The 17,249-nt window shown below is 36.1% G+C and carries 18 protein-coding genes; 9 read left to right on the top strand and 9 right to left on the bottom strand.

What is annotated here, in order from left to right; all coding sequences use genetic code 11:
- Positions 1–77: 77 nt before the first annotated feature.
- Positions 78–1,790, bottom strand: coding sequence for an ABC transporter ATP-binding protein (locus tag DAY19_RS15490; protein WP_115362010.1), 1,713 nt, complete (start codon positions 1,788–1,790; stop codon positions 78–80).
- Between the two features lie 149 nt (positions 1,791–1,939).
- The gene (locus DAY19_RS10155; protein WP_115362009.1) at positions 1,940–2,593 is read right to left on the bottom strand and encodes a lysophospholipid acyltransferase family protein; all 654 of its coding nucleotides are present in this window, start codon (positions 2,591–2,593) and stop codon (positions 1,940–1,942) included.
- 194 nt (positions 2,594–2,787) lie between these two features.
- On the opposite strand from DAY19_RS10155, the gene DAY19_RS10150 reads away from it, so the two are divergent.
- The 5 genes from DAY19_RS10150 (at position 2,788) to DAY19_RS10130 (ending at position 8,200) form a co-directional block, all read left to right on the top strand.
- Entirely contained in the window at positions 2,788–3,465 is a 678-nt protein-coding gene (locus DAY19_RS10150; RefSeq protein ID WP_115362008.1) for a TetR/AcrR family transcriptional regulator, read from the top strand.
- Between the two features lie 88 nt (positions 3,466–3,553).
- Entirely contained in the window at positions 3,554–3,826 is a 273-nt protein-coding gene (locus tag DAY19_RS10145; protein ID WP_115362007.1) for a hypothetical protein, read from the top strand.
- Between the two features lie 128 nt (positions 3,827–3,954).
- The gene (locus DAY19_RS10140) at positions 3,955–6,012 is read left to right on the top strand and encodes a DUF7844 domain-containing protein (RefSeq protein ID WP_115362006.1); all 2,058 of its coding nucleotides are present in this window, start codon (positions 3,955–3,957) and stop codon (positions 6,010–6,012) included.
- Positions 6,013–6,047: 35 nt separating this feature from the next.
- On the top strand, positions 6,048–6,992 hold the full coding sequence (locus DAY19_RS10135; protein ID WP_115362005.1) for a hypothetical protein: 945 nt from the start codon (positions 6,048–6,050) through the stop codon (positions 6,990–6,992).
- 80 nt (positions 6,993–7,072) lie between these two features.
- Positions 7,073–8,200: a hypothetical protein gene (locus tag DAY19_RS10130; protein WP_115362004.1), complete on the top strand. Its 1,128-nt coding sequence runs from the start codon at positions 7,073–7,075 to the stop codon at positions 8,198–8,200.
- Between the two features lie 52 nt (positions 8,201–8,252).
- Here DAY19_RS10130 and DAY19_RS10125 read toward each other — a convergent pair whose 3' ends face one another.
- Positions 8,253–9,131 carry a hypothetical protein gene (locus tag DAY19_RS10125; RefSeq protein WP_115362003.1) on the bottom strand — a complete coding sequence of 293 codons (879 nt, stop codon included), beginning with the start codon at positions 9,129–9,131 and terminating at the stop codon, positions 8,253–8,255.
- A gap of 102 nt (positions 9,132–9,233) precedes the next feature.
- On the opposite strand from DAY19_RS10125, the gene DAY19_RS10120 reads away from it, so the two are divergent.
- Entirely contained in the window at positions 9,234–10,103 is an 870-nt protein-coding gene (locus DAY19_RS10120) for a radical SAM/SPASM domain-containing protein (RefSeq protein ID WP_115362002.1), read from the top strand.
- Here the strand turns inward: DAY19_RS10120 and DAY19_RS10115 are convergent.
- Complete coding sequence (locus DAY19_RS10115; RefSeq protein ID WP_158536871.1) at positions 10,100–10,522, bottom strand: MarR family winged helix-turn-helix transcriptional regulator; 423 nt, start codon at positions 10,520–10,522, stop codon at positions 10,100–10,102. The genes DAY19_RS10120 and DAY19_RS10115 overlap by 4 nt on opposite strands.
- A 73-nt stretch (positions 10,523–10,595) precedes the next feature.
- Positions 10,596–10,841, bottom strand: coding sequence for a hypothetical protein (locus DAY19_RS10110; RefSeq protein ID WP_115362000.1), 246 nt, complete (start codon positions 10,839–10,841; stop codon positions 10,596–10,598).
- A 177-nt stretch (positions 10,842–11,018) separates the two neighbouring features.
- Here DAY19_RS10110 and DAY19_RS10105 point away from each other — a divergent pair, with 177 nt between their 5' ends.
- Positions 11,019–11,555, top strand: a complete 537-nt coding sequence (locus DAY19_RS10105; protein ID WP_115361999.1) for a GNAT family N-acetyltransferase — start codon at positions 11,019–11,021, stop codon at positions 11,553–11,555.
- Here the strand turns inward: DAY19_RS10105 and DAY19_RS10100 are convergent.
- On the bottom strand, positions 11,552–12,391 hold the full coding sequence (locus DAY19_RS10100) for a lipid A-modifier LpxR family protein (protein ID WP_115361997.1): 840 nt from the start codon (positions 12,389–12,391) through the stop codon (positions 11,552–11,554). The genes DAY19_RS10105 and DAY19_RS10100 overlap by 4 nt on opposite strands.
- 70 nt (positions 12,392–12,461) lie before the next feature.
- Positions 12,462–13,592: a DUF3095 family protein gene (locus DAY19_RS10095; protein ID WP_115361995.1), complete on the bottom strand. Its 1,131-nt coding sequence runs from the start codon at positions 13,590–13,592 to the stop codon at positions 12,462–12,464.
- Between the two features lie 115 nt (positions 13,593–13,707).
- Between DAY19_RS10095 and DAY19_RS10090 the strand changes: the two genes are divergently transcribed.
- Both DAY19_RS10090 and DAY19_RS10085 read left to right on the top strand, forming a co-directional pair.
- On the top strand, positions 13,708–14,169 hold the full coding sequence (locus tag DAY19_RS10090; RefSeq protein ID WP_115361993.1) for a hypothetical protein: 462 nt from the start codon (positions 13,708–13,710) through the stop codon (positions 14,167–14,169).
- A 3-nt stretch (positions 14,170–14,172) separates the two neighbouring features.
- Positions 14,173–14,997: an SDR family NAD(P)-dependent oxidoreductase gene (locus DAY19_RS10085; RefSeq protein ID WP_115361991.1), complete on the top strand. Its 825-nt coding sequence runs from the start codon at positions 14,173–14,175 to the stop codon at positions 14,995–14,997.
- Here DAY19_RS10085 and DAY19_RS10080 read toward each other — a convergent pair.
- Positions 14,994–16,433, bottom strand: a complete 1,440-nt coding sequence (locus tag DAY19_RS10080; protein ID WP_115361989.1) for a hypothetical protein — start codon at positions 16,431–16,433, stop codon at positions 14,994–14,996. The two genes, DAY19_RS10085 and DAY19_RS10080, sit on opposite strands and share 4 nt — an antisense overlap.
- A gap of 235 nt (positions 16,434–16,668) precedes the next feature.
- Positions 16,669–16,944 carry a hypothetical protein gene (locus DAY19_RS10075; protein ID WP_115361987.1) on the bottom strand — a complete coding sequence of 92 codons (276 nt, stop codon included), beginning with the start codon at positions 16,942–16,944 and terminating at the stop codon, positions 16,669–16,671.
- Positions 16,945–17,249: the final 305 nt, after the last annotated feature.

Below are 17,249 nucleotides of genomic sequence, written 5' to 3'. Positions count from 1 at the left end.
TATATACGAAATGTCTCAATAAAAAAAAGGAGGCATTGTGCCTCCTTTCTTTTTATGAACTAAACTTTAACTTTCTTTTATTCTTGAAGTAGCTCTTTAGGAACCCCTCTAGGGATCGCGCTAAGAAGCTTCTTCGTGTATTCGTCTTTTGGATTATGGTAAACTTCTTCAGCTGGACCATATTCTACAATTTGACCTTTGTTCATAACACCAATTTCATCTGAGATATACTTAACAACAGATAGGTCGTGTGAAATGAAGATATATGTAAGACCTAGCTCATCTTGAAGGTCTTGAAGTAGGTTAAGTACTTGTGCCTGAACTGATACGTCTAGTGCTGATACCGACTCATCACAGATGATAAATTCTGGCTTAAGTGATAGAGCACGTGCGATACAAATTCTTTGACGTTGTCCACCAGAGAACTCGTGTGGGTAACGGTTAAGGTGATCACCTTTAAGACCAACTTTTTCAAGAAGGTCGGCCGCAACATCATATCTTTCTCTCTTTGTTGAACCAATACCGTGAATTACCATTGGCTCAGTAATGATATCACCAATAGTCATACGTGGATTAAGAGATGAGTATGGATCTTGGAAAATGATTTGCATTCTCTCTCTAATTTCTCTCATTTCTTTTTTATTTAAGTTTGTAACGTTAATTCCATCATAGATAACTTCACCAGCTGTTGGCTCCAGAAGTCTAAGAATTGAACGCCCAAGAGTAGTCTTTCCACAACCAGACTCACCAACAAGTCCTAGGGTACGACCTTTTCTAACCTGAAGACTTACATCATCAACGGCCTTGAACCAATCAACAGTACGCCCAAAGATTCCACCTTTAATTGGAAAGTGCTTATTGAAGTTTTTGATTTCAAGAAGTACTGGGTTTTCTGTTTCGCTAATTGCTCTTGGCTTCTTCATTTCAAGTGATGAAACATCAATATCTTCTTTTGCATTTAAGAAGTCATCAACAGTTAGAAGTCTAACTGGGTTTTCATCAAGACTTGGACGACAAGCTAGGAGACCTTTTGTATATGGGTGTTGTGGATTTTCAAATAGTGCTTTCGTAGTGTTTTGCTCAACAAGATCACCTCTAAACATTACGGCAACTTCATCTGCAATATCTGCAATAACAGCAAGGTCGTGAGTAATGAATAGCATACTCATTCCGTGCTTTCTTTGTAGATCAAACATTAGTTCAAGAACTTGCTTTTGGATTGTAACGTCAAGAGCTGTTGTAGGCTCATCACAAATTAGAAGTTCTGGCTCACATGCCATTGCCATTGCAATCATTACACGTTGCTTTTGACCACCTGACATTTGGTGAGGATATTTATTTACTGATTCTTTAGGCTCAGGAATACCAACTTCTTCATATAATTCGATTGTTCTCTTGCGAGCTTCTTCTTTATTCATCCCTTGGTGAAGCATTAGTACTTCATCAATTTGGTTACCAGTTGTAAAAACTGGGTTTAATGAAGTCATAGGCTCTTGGAAGATCATTGCGATCTTATTTCCACGAAGTTGTCTAAGTCTTTCATTTGAAACTTTTGTTAGGTCTTCACCATGATAAAGGATTTCACCTTCGCTGATACGACCTGGAGGATTAGGGATTAGGCCCATGATTGCAAGGGAAGTAACAGATTTACCAGACCCTGACTCACCAACAAGTCCAACAGTTTTTCCTTTTGGAATTGATAGGTTGAGGCTTTTGACGGCCTTTACTGATTCATCTTCAGTTTGAAATTCAACTGTTAGGTTTTTAATTTCAAGCAACTTTTCTGCCATAACATCTCACTTTCTGATATTTAATAAGTATTTATATAATGTATTCTTATTGAACTCTTAATACTAACTTAAATTTCTACCACTTCCGACACATAATTTCACGACTTAATTCATCAAAAACTCTGATTTAATTACGTATATTTAAGTACTTAGAAGTCGACGTATAGACGATTTTCTTTAGTTAGTAGCTCTTGCGATGCGACAATCTGCTCAGAATACTTAATGAGGTCTTCTTTATTTAGACCCTTTGCGAAAAAAGGTTCACCGTAATTGATGTAGATATGACCAAATGGCTTTGGAAGCTTCGTCTTATCCCAGCTTTTTTCAAAGCAGATATGTCTACTGGAAACACATTGAATTGGAAGTATTGGTATTTCACATTCGTGACTAACGTGAACTATTCCTCGTTTTGGTTTGTGGCGAGGTCCTCGCGGCCCATCCACCGTAATTGCAGCGCAAAGACTAGTTTGCGAAATTTGACTGATCATGGACTCGAGGGCCTGGGCACCGCCTCGTGATGAACTTCCTCGCGTTGGAGTAAAGCCTAATTTCATAACGGTATCTGCTGCAAGTGTTCCATCTTTTGATTTCGAGGCCATGACAATCATGCCTGTATCAATCTCACTAATTACACTTGTAGGATAGTGTTCATGCCAAGCAGCGAGAGCATAATTGCCATGCTTGCTCATGCTCTTGGCCTTTTCAAGATTTTCTTTATTTAAGACAGTTATCTTAGAAGTCAGTCTGACAAATCGTAAATACCAAGAGACTAACGTCGGAACTAATTTAAGTAGGAATTTCATTCGCAAATTATAGGTAAAAAGCTCGACTTCGTAAATATGAAGGTGTTCTGACTAAATTTTTACCAATGAATTACCATCTTTTAACTTAATTAAGATGAGCGTCATTCATCTATCGACTATGATCAATATAGAAAGAGTTCTCGACTGAATCGCTCGGGAGCTGCTAGTTCGACGCTGACCATGAAGGAGGTGTTATGGCAGGATTACGTGAGATTAAAAAACAACGAACAAGAGAAATGATTCTAAAAAACTCAATGGAATTATTTACTCAAAAAGGGGTCGATGAAGTAGGAATGCGAGAATTGGCCCAGGTGTGTGGATTGGGAATTGGGACTTACTATAATTACTTTAAGTCGAAAGAAGACGTTATCTTTAGTTTATTTCGAGAGAATCTGAACGCGGCAATTACTCAACGGCCATTCAAGGTTGATGAGTCGATGTCAAATGCAGATAACCTCACAGCAAATTACAAAGAGGTCTTCCAAGAGTTAATGATTCATAAGAATATAGCGGATGAATTCTTGTCTTTGGCATACAACACAAAGAATGTCTCAGATAAGGACTCAGTTGGAGCACGATTAACTCCTCAGATTATTGATCTCTATTGGGGATGGGTTCAACCGCTTTTTAGAAGTGCAGGAATAATTATTCGAACAGAAGAAGAGGAAGGTTTTAGAAGAATGCTTTGGCACCACTTCCTATCAAGCTTTCATGCTTACACTTCTTCATTTGGTGCAGAAGAAAGTATTGATTATATACGTTTCACTTCTCGACACCTTTTAGGTGGACTAGGTTCTAGCTCAGCTAGTTCAGAGGCCAGCGCAAACTCAAGTCAAGGCTTTGGTTCAGGTTCGAATACAGGTAACTTTTAGCGATTCAGATTTTCTTAAAGGGGGCCACAAGCTCCCTTTTCATTTTTTCTTAACTCCTCACCATTCGAATTAAACCGATAAACTCCTTATGAACAAATCAAAGTGGATAATATTACTGATAATACTTTTCTCGTGTATTCAAGAAACTCCAGAGCTACGTGAAAGGGCACCTGCCAGCTTCTATTCCTATAAAGTTATTACTTATGGAAATAACTCAATAGAATGTCGAGGCTATCTGGATGAAGATGATGCTGTGGGGACACTACTGGAGACAATTCCTCTTAGCTATAATGGTCAGGCTCCATTGCGTATATGCGGAGAAAATATCGAAGATATTGAAAGTGGGGTGAATAACTATTAAACACTGAACAAAATCAGTTTTGGCACAGTGGTTGCAACATAATATTCCAAACAAACAAATGAGAACGAGATTCAGCTAGTTAACTATCTCAAGCTGAACAAGTTTTAGACAACTGTTTAAGGAATGTTATGAAACAACAAACTTTTAAGTACTTAGTGACTACTTTATTAACAACAGTGGCTTTCTCTTATAGTGGGCCAGTGTTTAAGCTTAATAAGAAGAGTGTCCCAAAAGACCTAGTTCCTAATATTGAAAGATTCCTATCTAATGTTGATGAGAAAGTTCCGGCCACGGTTCGCGATGCCATTGGTGAAGCAGTTGAAATTACCTTTACGAAATTTAAAGAGAATGAAGCCTTTTCAAAATTTCCTACAAATCGTTGTGATGATGCAGCTGGGATTAAGTACGGAAAAGTAAGTTTCTTTAATCGCGATGAAATAAAAATATCTTCTCTATTTATAAACGAGATTATCAACAATGAAGAGGGCACAGTTCAATATAACTGTGGTCATCGAAATTATCTTCGTAAGGCCCAGGCAACTATTCTACATGAACTTGCCCACCTCTATGACTTAAAGTATGTCAGAACGGACGAGCATAAATCAAAGGCACGTATTTGTGAAAGAGAAAAAGAAGATCGCAATCATGTGTCTTCAGAATGTCGTGCTGTACTTTCACAAGAGAGAAATAGAAAGTCGATTAGTGGACTACATTCATTTTTTAAATTAGCAAATTGGAAGAAGGGATTCTTTAAAAAGAAAACAAAGAATCTTTCAAATAAGAGATCAGCAGACTCGTACGAATATGAAAATCTAGACGAGCATAATGCTGTTAACTTTGAATTCTTTTTAATGGATAAGGACTATAAGTGTAAAAGACCAAGTTATTATAAGTTCTATAGTGAGTTATTAAATCACAGGCCATTTGAAGATAATAATTGTGAAATCTATTCTAAGATTGTTTTAGACGATCTTAAAACAGTAAGAGATATAAACCCAGATCGTGTTTATCGTGTTGATTACTTACTTGCTTCAAAAGGTGACTCTGTAATTTCTGGTTTTGGTCACTCAATGTTTAGAATTGTTCTTTGTGCTCCTTTTAGAAAGAAGGTCGATGAGAACTGTCTAAAAGATAAATTATACCATGTTGTTCTATCTTATCGTGCCAACGTTTCAGATATTAAAAGTGACATGTTAAAAGGTGTCTTTGGTGGATATGATTCAGTGTTATTTATGCTTTCATTTCCAGAAGTACTTAATGAGTACAATGGTGGAGAGTTAAGAGACCTAATTAGCCAACCTATCTATTTATCAAAAGAAGAGAAACGTGACTTTATCCATAAAGTTCTAGAAACATATTGGGAGTACGAAGGTGATTATAAGTTTATCACTAACAATTGTGCTTCAGAATCAAATGAATTATTTCAAGCAGCTTTTCCTAGTAGTGACTTTGCACATGAAAGAGTAATTCTGCCTTACTCACTATTAGATAAGTTTACTGAAAGTAAGTTTTCAAATGAGGAAGATTTAGATGACCTTGAAAAGGCCCAAGAGCAAGGAATGTTCTTTCCAAGTGATATCGACCTTTTAAAGCATGTTAAGAAGTCATTATTTGGAATGGAAGAATCAGACTACAAAGTATATCGCAGAAGAGTTGGTCCTCAGCACCACCACCGCTATAAAAAGATTAAGCGTGAAAAGTTTATTAAAGACATCTTAGAAGAATTTGATGTTGATCGCTTATTTGAAAAATATGAAGAGTTAAAACTTGCTGGCGAAACTAGAGATGTTGAGCAAGGTTTAAAGAATCTTTCAATTCTAACAGGCGCAATCTTTAAGATTAAGCAAGCTTATATTGATGAAGAAGTTGGTAACTTCTTAGATAAGAATATGGAAGAAGAGACTGAACTTGGAAAAAGAATTAACAGATGGAATGAGCTTCGTAAATCAACAAGAGTTAAACCAAATGACCATGATTATGGAATTCCACTAGTTGTTAAGGACTCAGACTTTGAACGTCACAATACAAAGGCCCACGAATTAGAAGAGATGGAGAACCAGTTATTAGAAGATGTTAAAGCAAACTATGAAGATGAAGTACAAGATTTAGCAAGAGTACTAGATTTAATTAGAAATATAAGAAACGAATCACGAATTATGTCAATGAAGATTTATTCAAACCAATAATTTTAAAAATACAAAAAACAAAAAAGGAGAACAAAATGAAAAAAATGACAGCAACAGCACTACTTACACTAATCGCACTTCAAGCAAACGCAGTTGAAATGAGAGATGCATCTCTTGGTGCTTCTTCAAAAGTTTCAGAAGCTATTTATGATGCAGGAAAAAGTGCTACAGATGAAACAGTTAAAGTAGCTGATTTTACAGGTGAGCAATTAGAGGCTTTTATTTCTAAGAATCTACAGTCATCTTACAGAGCTTCAGAGACGATCGCTAAACAGATCGTAAAGCTATCAGAAGTATCTAAGCCAGCTTTCCGTTTAACAGGTAAAGGTCTTGCAATGGTATTTGAAGTATCTGGAGATGCAACAAAAGCAGGTCTTGATGTTTCAAAGAAAATCTATATTTTTCTTGAGCCAACTCTTGAACAAACTGGTGAATTCTTAATGGAAATCATCGAGCTTGCATTTGAAGGAACATCAGAAGCATCTGAACTAATTACTGATATTAATAGATTCCTATCAGAGGTTTTTGAAAAGCCACTAGATATTACAACAATGACTTTAGAAGAAATTGCAAAGCTAGTTGAAAAAGCAAGTGAGCAGTCAACTAAGGTTTCTGAGTTCTTACTAGGTGCTGAAAATCTTGAAAAAGGTATTGAGTATACTGGAGAGGGAATTTCTCTAACTTCTAACGGAATTGGAGCAGCATTTTACCTAGTTTCTCAAGCGACAACTGGTATCTCTCAATTATTTGATTTCAACAGAAAAGAAAGAGAGCAGATTGAGCAAATGGTTGAAAGAGGTGATGTTGAAGGTCTAGCAGGTCTTCGTGATCTAATCAGACACAATATCAACGAAAATATCGCAAATGGTGAAGATCTTAATGCTCTACTTGATGACAATGCAGTTGATGCTTATATCAAGCTTAAGCTTACAGTTCCTAACTTAGAAGAAAATCTTAAACAAGTATACGGAATAAAATAATCATTCCTACTGGGGGCCATTTTTGGCTCCCATTTATAAAACAAAACAACAAAACATACATATACACAGAGAGGATAGAAATGAAAAAGATGACAGCAGCAGCATTGCTTACATTAATAGCACTTCAAGCAAACGCAGTTGAAATGAGAGATGCATCTCTAGGTGCTTCTTCAAAAGTATCAGAGGCATTATATGATGCCGGAAAAAGTTCAATTGATAAAACAGTTGAAGTCGCAGATATTACTGGTGAACAACTTGAAGCTTTAATTTCAAAGAGTCTTCAGTCTTCTTACCGTACATCTGAACAAATTGCTAAACAAGTTATTAAAATATCTGAAGTCTCAAAACCAGTATTTCGTTTCACTGCCGATGGAATTGCGATGGTTTTTGAAGTATCTGGAGATGCTACAAAAGCCGGCCTTCAAGCTTCAAGAAAAATCTATATTTTCCTAGAGCCAAGCTTAGAGAAAACTGGTGAGGTTCTAGATCACATCCTAGACCTTGCTTATCAAGGTACAACAGAAGGATCAGAGCTACTGACAAATATAAATGAATTCTTATCAAGAGTATTAGAGAAGCCTATTGATATTACATCGATGGCAACAGAAGAAGTTGCAAAGCTATTGTCAAAGGCAACACGTCTTTCTCGAATTGAGAGAATCGTAGAACTAGCTTTAGAAGCGACGACAAAAGGATCAGAGCTTTTAACAGACTTAAATGAATTCCTTTCAAAAGTACTCGAGAAGCCAATTGATATTTCTTCAATGGCAACAGAAGAGGCACTTGAACTTATTGCTAAGGCCAGTGAAGAATCTTCTGAACTAACAACATTTCTAGTTGGTGCTGACAATCTTGAAAAAGGTACACAGTATACAGGAAATGGTATCTCGTTAACTTCAGAAGGTATTGGTGCAGCTTTCTACCTAGTTTCACAAGCAACAACAGGAATCTCTCACTTATTTGATTTTAATAGAAAAGAAAGAGAACAAATTGAACAAATGGTTGAAAGAGGTGATGTTGAAGGTCTTGCGGGGCTACGTGATCTAATCAGAAATATGATTAATGAAAATGTTGTTAATGGAGAAGAATTAAATGCTCTTCTTGGAGATAGAGAAATTGATGCCTATATTAAATTAAAACTTTCTGTTCCTAATTTAGATGAGGAATTGGAGAGAATTAATGAAGGACATATTGAATTTGTTAGATAAAACTTTATTCTAATAAGTGAAGAGAGCCTAGCAATTGCTAGGCTTTCTTATTTTATAATTGAAATTCTCTGTGCATGTATTCAAACCCTTTTCCATCATATCGATTAAAGCATCCATATACTTGTCCATTTGATATCCAAGGATTTGAGTCTAAATCCACTCCTGCAAAGTCGTAAAGTCTACGCTTGGGCCAGAGTGTTCTGACTCGATCTAATTCACTTAATTTATAAAAATATAGGTTTTGCATATTTCTTGAAATAAGGAATCCGCCAGAAATGATGGCCTTTGGCATATGTAGTGCTTCTCTATTTTGACGAATTGGAACAACTCTTTGTTGATTCATATTTTCGTCTAAGATAACCAGTCCTTCATAGGCCCTCTTCTTTGTTGAGAAGTTGTAAGTAACATTATCGAGCATCACAAAAAGTCTTCCATTATAAGTATCAATTCCTGTTGCTGTTGATACCTGTCCTCTTTCGTGAGGTAGGTCAAATTGATGATTTGATTCGATGCTATTTCCAAGAAGGTCAATCTTTATTAGGCCAAGTGAGCCGTGAGCGATAAAGAGTTTATCATTGAGTATGGCCATATCTTGAGCCGTTTGATGATTCTTTGTCATTTGCTGATCGGTAGTTGGAAAACTTGTGACGAATCCATAGTCACCGAGACGGTGGACAAAAACATAGTCTGGAGTAAGGATATAGATCTTATTATCGTGTTCTCTTACTGAACGGATTTCATATTTTGAAAAGATCAATCTAATTTGATCTTCTTCAAATTTATAGAGAAAAGCTCCTTTGTAGATATAGTAGTTATCACCATTCTTATAGTGACCAGTATCGCCTTTCTTTGATTTACAGAATTGATCAAGGCTTGCTTGGGCCGATACCGAGCTTATAAAAATAGCTAATACCAATAGAAATTGCTTCATTTTGAACTCCCTAAGTTTTGTTGAATATAATAATTATCGAGTGCTATATGCCATTCGTCAAAAAGCATGACATGCCATGATGAAGCGTGTTAGAAATGGATTATGTTAGACAGAATCTTTATCGAAATTTCAAATATTTGCAATTTGCAGTGCTCATTCTGTCCAGTGGTCGAACGCGATAATAAAGTGATGGGCCCTGAGGATTTTGAAAAGGTTCTAAAGCAAGCTAAGCCTTTGGCGAAACAAGTATGTCTTCATTTAATGGGGGAGCCGCTGGCCCATCCTAACTTTGTTAAGATGATGGAGATATGTGAAGAAAATAACGTACCTGTTCAGATAACGACTAATGGTGTGGTGATTGCCAATCGAAAAGAGGTCCTTCTAAAAAGCAAGGTTCTTAGGCAAATAAATTTTTCGATACAAAGTTATAAAGATAATTTTCCCAATCGCGATTTCTACACTTACTTGCGTCCTATTCTCGATTTCTCTCGTGAGTTAAATGAAGTCTCACCTGAGACATATGTGAATTATCGACTTTGGAATCTCGGCCGAAATGAGCAGATTATGGAAGAAAATGAAGAAGTCTTCCAGATCCTTGAGCGCTTTTACGATATTGAAGTGAATCGTCGTACACAAGTTGAATCAATTAAAAGTAAGAGAATTTGGAATCGTGTCTATCTTCATTTTGATACGCATTTTGATTGGCCTTCTTGGGATCTTCCAAATCAGGGTGAGATCGGCCGTTGCCATGCTCTTAAATCACATATTGGAATTCATGCTGACGGTACAGTCGTACCTTGTTGCCTGGATAAGGAATGTCAGATTCCACTTGGAAATGCATTTGAACAAGACCTTGCTGGTATATTAAAGTCAGACAGAGCAATTGCAATGAGAGAAGGCTTTGATAATAATAAGAGAGTTGAGGAGTTCTGTAAGCATTGCACTTATATCAATCGATTTCAAAAGTCCTAACTAATAATACTTTTTAATTTCTCAAGATTTGAAACCATCATCTTTCTATTTTTTATAGGAAAGTCTTTAAGTTTTACTGAGATCTTTTCTTGAACTTCTGACCAGACCTCATTGTAAAGTCCCTGGCCCTTAGTGCTTAAGCTTAATAGTGTTAGTCTTCCATCTTCAACTGACTTCTTCTTTGTAACAAGCCCTTCATCAACAAGAATATTGATGGTCTTTGTCATGGCCGGTTGGCTAATCCCATGATGTTCTGCCAATTCTCCCACTGTCGTCAGTCCGCGACCTATATTTGATAAGGCCCTAAATTGGGGATAGGAAATACGTGGAGATGCCACGGCCTTAACTTCGTCTCTAATTGAGCGAACGATAAAGGGCATAATATCTAAAAGTATTCTTGAAAATGCTAAGTCTTTCACAAGCATATTATATACACGATAAAGCTGGTTAGTAAACGAAGGCAGCGACCACTATGGCCGCTGCGAAAAGGGTTTAATATTCGACTTCTAGATCAGAGTCATCGGACGTTGTCTCAGATCCAAGTGTAGATGATTCTTCTGACGAAGTATCTACACAATCATCAGTCGCCGAGCAATCAGTTGCTGGTGCATTATCAGAACTTTCATATTCTGTTGCTGTTTCAGTCTCACTTGTTGAGTCTGACCAATCTTCTTGTGCAAACGTTAAAGAAGTGTTGAACATCAAAGATAGGAGTAACAGTAGGCTAAGCTTTTTCATCATTAATTTCCTCATAAGTTATTAGTATATACTTAAGATATATACCTTATTTATATATCTAGGTTATATAATATTCCTGTCTCAAATTTCGCACAATAGAAAAATGCACTTCCTATGTAAATTTTTTGTCTTTATAATAAAATCTGATATTTAGTGAATCTCCTGGGGAGGGTAAAAATGTGGCATCCACCAAAAATTGAAACAAAACGACTTGAGCTTAGAGAAATTAGACTAAGTGACCAAGATGCCATTTTCGAATATGGCAAGAAGCCACATATATCAAAATACACCCTTTGGGAGCCTCATGAATCTGTCCAGGATAGTATCGACTTCATCGAAAAATATGCATTTTCAAATTACGAGCAAGGAGTTCCCGAGCCTTTTGCCATTACTTTAAAAGGTGAGGGAAAGTTGATTGGTTGTGTAGGATGCTTTTGGGTATCAACGAAGAATAAGAGTATGGAATTGGCCTATGTCCTAAATGATGAGTACTGGGGACAAGGGATAATTGTAGAAGCGGCAGATGCTGTTATTGAGTATTGCTTTGAGCACTTTGATATCGAGCGAATTCAATGCCGATGTAAGTCTGAAAACCTTGCAAGTGAGAGGGTTATGCAAAAGCTTGGAATGACCTATGAGGGAACATTAAGACGTGAGATTTATCATCGCAATAAGTTTTGGGATATGAAATATTACTCAATTCTTAGAGATTAAAAGTAGAAAGCTGTCTCTAAAGTCGCGTAGGTATGATCTTTTGCTCCTTCAAATTGAGCGCTATAATAATTCACTTTTAAAGTTAGACGAAATGATTGTAGGAGAAGGTGAAATCCTGCATCGGCCTTATAATAGATATCTTTCATATCCTCGCTGGCAATTACATAAGTAGAATCTTGCTTCTTTGAGCCTTGTAAAATGGCATTGAAGTAATTATTTACAACAGATCCATTTGTAAAGAATTCAAGAAAACCAAGATGGATGGCCATCTTAAGGCCAAGTTCTACATCTCTAAGAAGCCCACCCGTGTGACCTTGTAGCCAGGGAGAGAATTCAAAAACGGGACCTCGATTAATTTTTATAATCTTAAACTCACCATTATAAAAAGTTTGATTACTTGTTTGATTTTGCCATCCATTTACTTCTGATGATGGCGTCATTCGATGAAAGAGATTCTGAAGTGATCCGGCCTTTGCATCTGGGCCTTGTTTTCCATACCAGAGATCGGCCCTTAGATAATAGCTATTATTGACGTGGCTAAATCCAAAGATTCCATAGAGTAATCCTGTATATGGATGGTCTCCTTCAACAACAGCTGTACTCAGAGTTGCTTCTGGAGTGAAGATCTTGTGGGCAACTCCAAGACGAAACTTTGTTAACGAGCTTTGACCACCAAATCTTCTTTTATACATAAGTTCAATTCCATTGGAGTAGTACTTATCTGTTTCAAAGGCAGCATCATTATCAAATTTAATAGAAAGCTCATTGGCGCGCTTACTTTGGGCCAAAGATAAAGGAGAAATTAAGAATAGTATTGATATTAATAATACTTTCACTAAAAAAGTTTATCATTAATCAAATGTTCAAAAAATTAGTCGGAATTATTGTTCTAGTTATCGGACCTTATTACTCGACTAATGCCTTTGCTTGGGCTTTAAGTTGAACAGATGCTGATGTATAGCCACCATCTCCTCCATCTATAAAGTGAATATGCCCTCCATCATCGATTGTTTCAACTAAACAAGTCATGAGAGCAGTATCTGATAGGTGAGTTCCGTAGATGATAGTTCCTTTTTGATATTGCTCTTCTAAATAAGTCTTGATTGATTCGATTTGATCATTAGAACAATCAAGAACTAGCCTAATCATGTCATCAAACTTCTTATAATCACTATGGCTTCCCATTTGATTGCGATAATTTTCGACATTTGGGTAGTTTTTAAACTTTCCCCATTTAAAAAGCACAATAGAAAAGAAGATATCTTTCAGTCGCTTAAAAGAAAGAGAAAATTTTGACTCTTCAATTAAGCAGCGAAGAAAACTTTTGTATGACATCTTTTCAAGATTCATTGGACCCGATTGAGCAATATCTTTGCCCATAATCTCATTAATTCTTTGAAGTATTTCTTTGTAATGATCTTCAACTCCAATTGATTCAATAAGTAGAGTTAAGATTTTACCTTTTTTACTAGGGATAGGGTTCCATCGACATGACAAATTACTTAAGTCAGAATCGGCAATAGGGTTACTATCTTTAAGTTGGTATTTATCATATTGGTCTTTAATAATACGGTCTGCTTCTTTGAGGCCACCGCCACTAAAGACTGCAATACTTTGATTGGGATTAATTCGATAGCGAGATATTTTTGTTTTGATATCTTTTTCAAGTAATTCTGAATTTAAAATCATTCCCACTCTAAGTTCTAAGCCAAATTTCTTTTTTGAAATATTCATTAATGCAATAAGCTCGCCTCTGACTTTTTCAATGGCTTCATTTGGCAAAACAACAGTTGCACCATCACCCCCAAAAACGAAAGGGAAGTTTAAGGTCTTTAATTTTGCCTGAATTGAGGAGATTGTTGCTGCACCAATAAGGTTTACGTCCTTATATTTTCCTGCTGCAACGGCCTTTGTCGAGCCTTTGACGTCTGTTACAATAATCGACCAATCACTTGGTAGATCGCGGTAGAATTGTCGATCAGTCATATTATTAAAATCAGTGATTACCGGTAATTTCTCATAGAAGTCAAAAGCCATAGAATATCCTTTAATTACAGTATTTTAACCTATCTAAAGAATTAACACACTATCATATTTACAAGCTATAAAATCTGCCTTCTGTGACATGATATAAATGAGCAAAGGAGAGATTATGAGGTACATATACTGCTTAATTATAAGCGTTCTATGTTCTAGTATTTATGCTGGTTCATTTACGTTAGAAAATCATGGTTATGTTAAATGGAATGTTTCTGTAAAGAAGAAAGCTGGAAGCATTTCAGTCGTTAGGAATGGAAGAACGGCAAAGATGGCAAAGTTAAGCATGGAAGAGAGAAAGCAGGTGGATGCAAGATTATTTTCTTTTTCTGACTTTGGACGTTTCAAAGAGTCTACAATGGGCTTTTCTTATTCTGATGAGAGATCACAAGAAAGTATCATAAAACAGATGACTAATGATTTCTACGTTGAGCTAATGGCAAAAATGCAAAATATTGAAGTAACATTTGAAGATACTTATCTTTCAAATATTAAGTGTGAAGAAACCGGATTTTTTAAAAAGGTTTTAAACTGTCATGCAAAATTTAAAAACGTTATTGAAGTGGACCTACAATAGGCTATGAACAGTCATCTTAAAAACAAAGTCATTGCTATTACCGGTACAACTGGAGGACTAGGAAAGGCCTTGAGTCTTGAATTAGAAAAGCGAGGAGCTAAGCTTGCATTAATGGACCTTGATGTCGAGCAAGTTAAAAAGCAGGCCACTGAGCTCAACGCCTTAGGATTAGAAGTTGATATAACAGATTACGAATCGATTAAAAAGGCAATGGCCAAAGTTAACGATCATTACGGACAGATTGATATTGTTATTGCTAATGCTGGTATAACTCAAATTGCACCAATGACGACAACTGATGAAAGAGACTTCTCAAGAGTTATCGATATAAATTTAAATGGTTCATGGAGAACATTTAAGGCTGCACTTTCGTATATTGAAGAAAGCAAGGGCTACCTCGCTGCAATTTGCTCGATGGCCTCATTTGTTCATTGTCCTTTGCAGGCATCATATGCTGCTAGTAAGGCCGGAATGCTCGCTGTATGCAATAGTATTAGATTAGAAGTAAAACATCTCGGAGTCGATGTTGGAAGCTATCATCCAACTTTCTTTCCTTCTCCATTAATGGATAATGTAACGAGTGATCCCGTGGGGCACAAATTATGGGGGGGAAATAAAGAAGGCCCTTGGAAAATGATCACTGTTGAAGAAGTTGTGGATGAGATCTTAAATGGCCTCGAAGATCGAGCTGAGTTAGTTGTCATTCCTAAGCGCAAGACTTTAGTGGCAAAGGCGAGTGGCTTTTTTCGACGCTATATTGAAAAACGAGGCTTTAAAGGCAATGAAGTACAAGAGGCCATTGAATTAGCAAAGTCTCTATCTAATTAATTTCTGAAATCTGTTTGGCCATTTTCGTCTGTTTGATTAAGTATATAGACCGCTTCGGTGAGGCTCTGTGCACTTTTTAAAACCTCTGTATCGAGATTATCACTACTATTCATAATAAAGTTATCAATATCTTTTTTAAGGTTTCTAAAAAGTGGAATTAGGTTTTTCTCTATTTTATTTGAGTATTCAAAAGATATTTCTTGTTTAACAAGGTCTTTAATTCTTGCATTTATAATTTCATGCTTAAAATAGAATCCTAGGACGACTTTCGTAAAGTAAATGATAAAGGAAATAAACATAATAATATGTGTTGTATCTGCAGTGACAAGAGAGAGAAGGCAAGCCGTTGTCGATAAAATATAAATATACTTCTCTCGAGTATTGGCCGCTAAGACTATTGTAAATAGAAGGCTACTCAATAGTAGAGAGAGTGAGACAGCAGACTCATGGCTGAAGTAATATTTAGCTGAAAAAAGAATTTGTGCTATCAGCAGATAAAAGAAACTTACTTTCTGAATAGAGTAGTGATTCTTTGTCTTATAAAGATGAAAGGCAAAAACTAGAAAGTTTATAACGATTGCTAGGCCAGTATATGAGATATTTGAAATCGATGCATGGATATCAATTGTATAGAGCATATAGAATAAACAAATCGATAAGATGACTATAATCGAAGACTTCTTAAAGTTATTGAAAATTGGAATGTTGAAAATATCAACTTGATAGTCGAGTAGGTGGTCAACGTCATCGAAGTCTTCGTCTAAAAAATCTTCGATACGAGAGCTATTTTTAATTAGGCTTTCTTCTATTTTCTTTCGATCTTTAATCCCAGAAGAAAAGACATTCAATATATTATTGATGGGATTTAATAAGTTATGAGCGAAGTAGCTTTTGAGATTTAAAATATTCTTGTGGAATTCTTTTTTATGTAGAATTTCAGTAGCGTTATTTCTAAAAATAATCGATTGGATTGAACTCACAGTTGTAATGAATATATGAAGAAATGTAATTAATACGAGATTGGGATCATCAAGCATAAAATTATTAAATGAAATAATAAGAAAGTGCAGGAGACAGTACTTTATATTTGTATGCTGAAGGTGAAAGGCCAAAATAATAATGGCAGCAATATAACAAAAAGAGCTGGCTGGAGTGTATCCGGCCAAACGTGGGTAAATAGTCCACATTAAACTTTCGACAACAACGGTGAAAAAAAAGAAGCCCGTTAAGTGGTTTTTAAAGTATTTCTTATGAAAACAAAATGCCATTAATAAATTAAATGGAATAAGAAGATTAAAGGCCTTTAAAAGGTGAGGCTCAATATTAAAATATGAGAAGGCAATATAGATGATAATCATCATCACTGCTGCCAAAACGTGCATTTGAAAGAACTCACGATATTTTTGATTCAAATGGAAGTAGTCTTTCGCTTGCATACTATTTAGTACACCCCTTAATAAATAGTATTAATTATACAATATATAGTATTTATTCACAGTATGGTACGTGCTTTTTGTAATTTAAACAGGGTTATGACAAATATTTATGCAGTTTTTGTTACTTTGAAGACCCCTGATAGAGCGGGTATACAGCTTCAGGACGAGACGCGTATCGCAACTTCTTATACGCAATCTCGTACCTGATAGTGCTAAAGTATTGAAATGTTTTCAATTAAAATTGAAAGTCTCTTAGGGCCTCTTCTGTTAATGCTTCTTCACCAACAATACAAATCCCTGAGCATACATAAGTGTTGTATGAGCAGTGGGCCTCACTACTTACACGACGACAAATATAACCATCCATTTGACCTTTATTTTTATCACACCAAGAAATCATGGCCTCATAGGCTTCATGTTTTTTTCCCGATCTACCAATTCCAACAACTGGTAGATTAAATGCTTGAGTGCTTAATGTTATTAAGATGAAAAATAAACCTAGAAATCTCATATCCCCTCCATATGATCTATTAGTGACTTTTTCACGAACATATCTTCTAAAGAAATGGTTAGTCTAGTTATTTTATTTGATGAATTAGAGGTTGAATGAAAAATAGGGCCCGTCACCTGACCTCCCGTAGTGGTCGGTCGGTGTTGTTCGGCATCAATTTGCCATCGTGGCGCTTCTGTTTGAATTATTGTGAGTAAAAGTAAGTGAGACTATTTTGCTTAGTTGGTTCACCTGACCTCCCGTAGTGGTCGGTCGGTGTTGTTCGGCATCAATTTGCCATCGTGGCAATTGCTGCCTCCAAAAAA

The sequence above is a fragment of the Halobacteriovorax vibrionivorans genome, assembly GCF_003346865.1.
Taxonomy (GTDB): domain Bacteria; phylum Bdellovibrionota; class Bacteriovoracia; order Bacteriovoracales; family Bacteriovoracaceae; genus Halobacteriovorax_A; species Halobacteriovorax_A vibrionivorans.
The sequence above is the reverse complement of the archived record's forward strand: the minus strand, read 5'-3'. Positions and strand labels throughout refer to the sequence as shown.